Origin of the sequence: Desulfobotulus sp., assembly GCF_034006065.1 — a bacterium.
Lineage (GTDB): Bacteria > Desulfobacterota > Desulfobacteria > Desulfobacterales > ASO4-4 > Desulfobotulus.
This window is the reverse complement of the sequence record NZ_JAVETM010000026.1, coordinates 47,020-53,528: the sequence shown is the minus strand read 5'-3', so window position 1 is coordinate 53,528 and position 6,509 is coordinate 47,020. Positions and strand designations below refer to the sequence as shown.

Genomic DNA, 6,509 nt, shown 5'->3' with positions numbered 1-6,509 from the left:
TCCTCAGCGCGGATGCGCGCCTCTTCTTCGGCTTTTTTGCGAGCTTCTTCCTCAGCGCGGATGCGCGCCTCTTCTTCAGCTTTTTTGCGAGCTTCTTCCTCAGCGCGGATGCGCGCCTCTTCTTCGGTTTTTTTGCGAGCTTCTTCCTCAGCGCGGATACGCGCCTCTTCTTCGGCTTTTTTGCGAGCTTCTTCCTCAGCGCGGATACGTGCCTCTTCTCCAGCTTTTTTCAGATCCTCAGATGTGTAGGTCTGCAGCAGGAGGGATTTGACGCGGATTACCTCCTGGGGGTCTTCAGAGGTAAAAAAGGGGGGGGCTGAGGGGAGCGTTGGGGGGGCAGCAGCAGGCTGAAAGGGCTTTTCAGGTTGCCAGACGTCAAATTTCCGCAGGAGAAGGTTACCCTTTGGGGCGCTGGCTGGGGAGGTTTTGGTTTTTGCGGTTGTGGTCGCCTTTTTCACCGTGGCTGTTTTTTTTGCAGCGGTGGTTTTTGGGGCCGAATCGGACTTGGTTGTGCTGCTGGCCTTGCTTTTCTCACTGCTTTCTGTGCCGGTGCTTTTTGGGCTTGTCGTGGTTTTTTTCTTGGTTGTTTTTTTAGCCATGATAACCCCTTTGTTTTCGGTCGGCCCTTGACTGGGCCGGACACGTTTTTTTATCATTCAGTCAGATGGATGCTGCAGTTTAAGTTGCTTCCTTATAGGATTGGGGCCTTTTTGTAAACACCCATGTGCAGCAGTCTGAAAAAGTGCGGATACAGCATAGGCTGCAAAACGCATTCTGTGCGCTGCATCTTGAAAAAAGGGGAGGATGGGGGAGGATCATGGTCCTGACGGGATGAAATGGTGTACCTTTTTTGTTCAATGGGCTGTGGAGAGGGGATGATCTAAAAAAAAGCTTGACGTAAAAAATAAAATGATAGATTTTATTGCTTGAAGTACCTTCCTCTCCGGCTCGGCTTTTCTGGTTCCGGGCCTGCGCTGTGTCCTGTGGTCTCCCCCCACACGGGTTTACTTTTTTCTTTGTTGTTTGGGCGATGGGTCTATTGTACCCGATGGAAGCATGAAAATGCGCTGCGTCCGTGGAGATGCGCCTTGCCGGAACCCGGTTCAGGCGCTCCGTAACAGAGAACACCTTAGGTGCAGGGCTTTTAAGTTTTCCCCTGCATGATCTGGTCTTTGGCTTGGAAGCATTGCCTGGACCCGTAACCCTTTCCGAATCAGGAGGTGTCCCATGTTGAATACAAAGGTTGAATATAAAAAGGTCCTCATGGATGGCCTCAATGCCATGCGTCACAATGAATCCATACGCCATTACCAGGAACGAGGCTGGACTCTTTTCGGAGTAACACCCAATACCCAGGAAATGAAGATGGAGTATCGCTTTAAACGTCCCAAATAAAGGGAACTTCAGGGGAGAACGCAGAATCTTGCAGCGTTTATCGGGGGTTAAGAAAAAACCGGCATCTGCCGGTTTTTTATTTGGCAAAGGGCGGAAAGGAAAAGGACGAGGACTTTTTTTATCCAAGCGATATTAAAGGGAAAGGGGGGCCTTTTCGACCCGGACAGGGGGAAGAGGCCTTGCCTGACAGGCCACCATCAGATTGGCAGAAGAGTGGGCCAAAGCCTGTCCCACCACGCGGCAGGCCCGTTCAGGCTGGTTGTTCTGCTCACTGAGATGGGCGATGACAACCTGGGAAAGATCCCTGTGCAGAAGATCCTGAAGAAGATCCCTGGCAGATTCATTGGATAGATGGCCCGTGCGGCCCTTGACCCTCTGTTTGAGAGGCCAGGGATAGGGGCCTTTGTCCAGCATTTCCGGGCAGTGGTTGGCTTCAAGCACCAGAGCATGGCAGCCCCTGAGGTGGCTTTTGACCAGGGTCGTGGCCACGCCAAGGTCCGTTGCAATGCCGATTTTAATGTCTTGGGAACTCACGGTGAAGCCTGTGGGATCCGCAGCATCATGGGGGATGGAAAAGGGATGGATGAGGAGGCTGCCGATGGCAAAGGGGACACCGCAGGTGATTTCCCTTTTCTGGTGCAGACAGCCTGTGCGTTCTTTGGCCGCGTCCAGAGTGGCGGAGGTGCCATATACCGGAATGTGCAGTTTGCGGGAAAGGACGCCCGCACCAGTCACATGATCGCCATGCTCATGGGAAAGCACAATGGCGGAAAGGCCCTGGGCAGAAATACCGACACTGTCCATGCGGCGGAGAAGTTCCTTGCATGAAAAGCCCGCATCCACCAGAAGGGCCGTCTCACCATCGTCAATGTGCAGGCAGTTGCCCTTGCTGCCACTGGCCAGCACGGTAAGGGTGATCCCGGATGGACGGGCGGCGCCACAACCCTCTTTCATGGCCCTTTTGCCTCTCCTTTTCCCGTATGACCAAAGCCCCCTTCGCCACGGACTGTGGCTTCCAGGCGATCCACTTCCTGCCAGCGGATCTGGGAAACAGGGCCTATAATCATCTGGGCGATGCGGTCGCCGCGCAGGATTTCCACGGTTTTTCTGCCAAGATTGATGAGCCCGACCTTAACCTCGCCCCTGTAGTCCGCATCAATGGTTCCGGGCGCATTGACGACCGTGACGCCGTGGCGGATGGCAAGTCCGCTCCTTGGGCGAATCTGGGCTTCAAAACCCGGAGGCAGGGCCATGGAAAAACCTGCGGCAATGAGGGCGATGTCTCCGGGCTCAAGGATGCGGCTTTCTGCGGCTGGAATATCCATTCCCGCCGCCAGGGCTGTCATGTAGGTGGGAAGGGGAAGGTCCTCTGCACCTGGCATGCGGACAATGGGAATCGAGAGGGAGGTCATGATTTTTTTTCTCCGCATGCCTCTTTCATGGGCATGCCGAATTTCTCACCCAAGGCCGCCGCATTGTCCGATGGACCGAGGACAGAAACCAAAAAATGTTTTTCTCCAAAAGCAATTCGGGCAAGATCCATGATGCTTTCCTGTGTGACTTCATCCACCCGGGCCAGGGTTTCTTCCACAGGAAGATAGCGACCAAAATGAATTTCATTCTGGGCCAGTTTCACCATGAGATTTTCCGTGTTTTCCATGGAAAGAAGGATGTTCCCCTTGGTGTAGGCCCTTGCCCCTTCCAGCTCTTCCAGGGTCACGGGTTCTGTGCAGAGCCCTTTGAGTTCCTTGTGAATTAACTCCGCAGAGGTCTCCACCGTGCTGGGCGCGACACCGGCATAAATGCCCATCATGCCCGTATCCATGTGGCCTGATGAAAAGGCGTATACGGAGTAGGCCAATCCCCGTTTTTCACGGATTTCCTGGAAAAGTCTGGAGCTCATGTTGCCGCCCAGAATGGTGGTCAGCAGGGAGGCGGCAAAACGATCCTCATGGGTGATGGCAAGGCCGGGGGCGCCGAGACAGAGATGCACCTGCTCAATGGGGCGGGCTGTGACCCGCACCCCGCGCTGGAGTACCGGGGTTTTGCGTTCCGCGCGTCCAGGCCCTGGAATCAGGCGTTCAAAGGAAGGGGCCAAAAGATCCACAACGTGCTGGTGTGTTAGGTTGCCAGCCAGGGAGACAATAACCCGGGAGGGACAATAGTATTTCCGGAAAAAGGTCAGGAGGTCTTCGGATCGGACATTCTGGATGTTTTTGGGAGACCCCAGGATGGATTTACCCAGGGGATGGTCTCCCCAGGCGTATTTTTCCAGAAGATGATGGGCAAAATCTTCAGGGCAATCTTCCAGCATGCCGATTTCCTGAAGAATCACCGGTCTTTCGTTTTCCACCTCTTCGGGATCAAGGCTTGAGTTGAGGAACATATCCGAGAGGATGTCCACCATGATGGGCAGGTGGGTATCCATGACCCGGGCGTGGTAACAGGTGGTTTCCATGGTGGTAAAGGCGTTGGATTGTCCGCCAATGGCGTCAAAGGCCTTGGCCAGCTCATAGGCGGAGCGGCGCTTGGTGCCTTTGAACATCATGTGTTCCAGGAAGTGGGCGTAGCCCGCTTCCTCTTCGGATTCGTCGCGGGCGCCGACATCCACCCAGACGCCCATGGCGACGGATCGCACATGGGGCACCTGGTGGGTCAGAATCCGGACACCGTTGGCCAGTGTGGTTTTGCAGGTCATCGGGTCCATATGAAAATTTTTTTATCTCCGACGGGGTCTGGGGCCGTTGGAATCATCCCGGCGGGGGCGCTCGCTGCGGCCCTGTTCTCCGTTATTTTCGGAGGGGGCTTCCGCGCCTGCGGGAGGTTCCAGAAGAGCTTTATGACTGAGACGGATTTTCCCGTCTCTGGAAATTTCAAGAACCTTGACCCGAAGCTCATCCCCTTCCTTGACCACATCTGTGACCTTCTGCACACGTTGATGGGCCAGTTCCGAGATGTGTACCAGGCCGTCGGTTCCGGGCTTGAGCTGTACAAAGGCGCCAAAATCTGTGGTGCGGACCACCTTGCCCGTATAGATCTCTCCCACTTCAGGTTCCATGCAGATTTCAAGCACCAGTTTTTTGGCGGCTTCGGCGTCTTCAAGGTTGGCGGCGGAGATTTTTACGGTACCGGAGTCATCCACGTCAAGATTGCAGTTGGTGTCCGCCTGGATGGCGCGGATCATTTTACCGCCAGGTCCGATGAGATCCCGGATCTTATCGGGGTTGATCTTGACCGTAAAGACCTTGGGTGCATAGGGAGAAAGGGCTTCACGGGTCTGGGGGAGGGCTGCCAGCATTCGGTTGAGGATGTGGATACGGCCTTCTTTGGCCTGGGCCAGGGCCTTTTCCATGATATCCCGGGAAAGCTCGGGGATTTTGATGTCCATCTGTATGGCTGTGATGCCCGCTTCACCCCCGGCTACTTTGAAATCCATGTCGCCGGTATGGTCTTCATCGCCCAGGATGTCAGAGAGGATGACCACCTTGTCGCCTTCTTTCACAAGGCCCATGGCGATGCCGGAAACGGGAGCCTTGATGGGGACCCCGCCGTCCATGAGGGCCAGGGTTCCGGCGCAGACCGTACCCATGGAGGAAGATCCGTTGGATTCGGTGACCTCGGAAACCAGGCGGATGGTGTATTCAAACTTGTCACGATCCGGAAGGGCGGCTTCGATGGCGCGGGTGGCGAGGGCGCCATGGCCGAATTCCCGGCGTCCGGGAGCCCCGACCCTTTTCACCTCACCCACGCAGAAAGGTGGGAAGTTGTAGTGCAGCATGAAGGGTTTGGTTTCATCACCGGAGAGGGTTTCAATGCGCTGCTCGTCTTGGCCGGAACCCAGGGTGAGAACGCCCAGAACCTGGGTTTCACCGCGGGTAAAGAGGGCGGAACCATGGGGGCGGGGAAGGGTGCCCACCTCACAGGTGATGGGGCGGACCACATCAAAGGCCCTTCCATCAACCCGCGTGCCTTCTTCCAGAACAATTTTTCGGCTGACTTTTTTCATGAGGCTTTCAAAGAGCGTGGCCACTTCGGCTTTACGCTCCACGCCCTCTTCTCCGAGGTCTTCCATGAGCTGCTTTTTAACGGCGCTGACATTGTTTTTCCGCACCATTTTGTCGTCCGCCTTGAGGGCCGCGGCCAGGGGGGCGGCCGCAAGGTCCGCCACTTTTGCAGCGAGTACTTCGTCCACCACAGGCGGAGTGAAGCTGCGTTTGGCTTTTCCGATATTTTCCCGGAGCTGCTCCTGGATCTGGATCAGGGGCTGCATGGCGGCATGACCGGCAAAGATGGCGTCAATGACATCGCCTTCACTGACAAAACTGGCTCCCCCTTCCACCATGGTGATGCCGGTTTTGGAGCCAGCCAGAACAATGGTCATGTCGCAAGCGGGGTTTTTCAGATCCGAGAGCGTGGGATTAAAGACAAATTTCCCATTGATGCGGGCCACCCGGATACCGGCAATGGGCCCTTCAAAGGGAATATCGGAAAGGGTGAGGGCTGCGGAAGCGCCGATGATGGCCAGGACATCGGGATCGTTTTCCCTGTCCATGGAAAGGACGGTACCGATGATCTGGATTTCACTGCGGTAGCCCTTGGGAAAGAGCGGGCGGATGGGGCGGTCGATGAGTCGGCAGGTGAGGATTTCCTTTTCGCTGGGTCGGCCCATTTCTCTGCGGAAATAGTTGCCGGGAATGCGGCCTGCGGCATAGATTTTTTCCTGATACTCCACGGTGAGGGGAAGAAAATCGATATCCCGCTCTTCGCTGGAGGAAACGGCGGTGACCAGTACAATGGTTTCTCCGCACTGGACCATGACGCTGCCTGAAGCCTGTTTGGCGATTTTGCCGGTGCTGATGGAGATGGTTTTTCCATCGATTTCTGCGGAATAGGTGAATTGCATATGAAAAGCTCCTTTTGCGTAGGCTTGTGTGCCGGGCATCCTTTGCAAACGGACTTACGCAGAAACATCTTGGCGTTTCACTGAGAAGATTCTTTTTCAGGAAGCGCGAAGGTGTTTTTGCGGAAGTCCCTCGTGCCCGGAAAACGGTTGGGGTGACTGCCGAGGCAGGGGTTTGTGTTTGATGGTATCGGGGAAATCCGTCCATTCTGGC

6 protein-coding genes are annotated in these 6,509 nt (G+C 55.4%); 1 reads left to right on the top strand and 5 read right to left on the bottom strand.

The window, feature by feature from the left end:
- On the bottom strand, positions 1-599 hold a 599-nt coding region (locus RBR60_RS10775), incomplete at its 3' end, for a hypothetical protein (protein ID WP_320356597.1).
- Between the two features lie 628 nt (positions 600-1,227).
- Between RBR60_RS10775 and RBR60_RS10770 the strand changes: the two genes are divergently transcribed.
- Positions 1,228-1,395, top strand: a complete 168-nt coding sequence (locus RBR60_RS10770; protein WP_320356595.1) for a hypothetical protein — start codon at positions 1,228-1,230, stop codon at positions 1,393-1,395.
- Positions 1,396-1,527: 132 nt separating this feature from the next.
- Here the strand turns inward: RBR60_RS10770 and RBR60_RS10765 are convergent, their stop codons facing one another.
- From RBR60_RS10765 to pnp, 4 genes are read right to left on the bottom strand one after another with little or no spacing between them, the layout of a single operon-like run.
- On the bottom strand, positions 1,528-2,349 hold the full coding sequence (locus RBR60_RS10765) for an MBL fold metallo-hydrolase (RefSeq protein ID WP_320356593.1): 822 nt from the start codon (positions 2,347-2,349) through the stop codon (positions 1,528-1,530).
- Positions 2,346-2,807 (bottom strand): dUTP diphosphatase, encoded by a 462-nt coding sequence (dut, locus tag RBR60_RS10760; RefSeq protein ID WP_320356591.1) that lies wholly within the window; start codon positions 2,805-2,807, stop codon positions 2,346-2,348. The genes RBR60_RS10765 and dut overlap by 4 nt, the downstream gene beginning before the upstream one ends.
- Positions 2,804-4,102 (bottom strand): pitrilysin family protein, encoded by a 1,299-nt coding sequence (locus RBR60_RS10755; protein ID WP_320356589.1) that lies wholly within the window; start codon positions 4,100-4,102, stop codon positions 2,804-2,806. Before RBR60_RS10755 ends, dut begins: the two co-directional genes overlap by 4 nt.
- 12 nt (positions 4,103-4,114) lie before the next feature.
- Complete coding sequence (gene pnp / locus RBR60_RS10750) at positions 4,115-6,298, bottom strand: polyribonucleotide nucleotidyltransferase (protein WP_320356587.1); 2,184 nt, start codon at positions 6,296-6,298, stop codon at positions 4,115-4,117.
- Between the last annotated feature and the right edge of the window lie 211 nt (positions 6,299-6,509).

Excerpts from the sequence above, each read along its gene's own strand:
- RBR60_RS10770 (WP_320356595.1), top strand. The coding sequence starts at position 1,228 with ATGTTGAATACAAAGGTTGAATATAAAAAGGTCCTCATGGATGGCCTC.
- RBR60_RS10765 (WP_320356593.1), bottom strand. The coding sequence starts at position 2,349 with ATGAAAGAGGGTTGTGGCGCCGCCCGTCCATCCGGGATCACCCTTACC.
- dut (WP_320356591.1), bottom strand. The coding sequence starts at position 2,807 with ATGACCTCCCTCTCGATTCCCATTGTCCGCATGCCAGGTGCAGAGGAC.
- RBR60_RS10755 (WP_320356589.1), bottom strand. The coding sequence starts at position 4,102 with ATGGACCCGATGACCTGCAAAACCACACTGGCCAACGGTGTCCGGATT.
- pnp (WP_320356587.1), bottom strand. The coding sequence starts at position 6,298 with ATGCAATTCACCTATTCCGCAGAAATCGATGGAAAAACCATCTCCATC.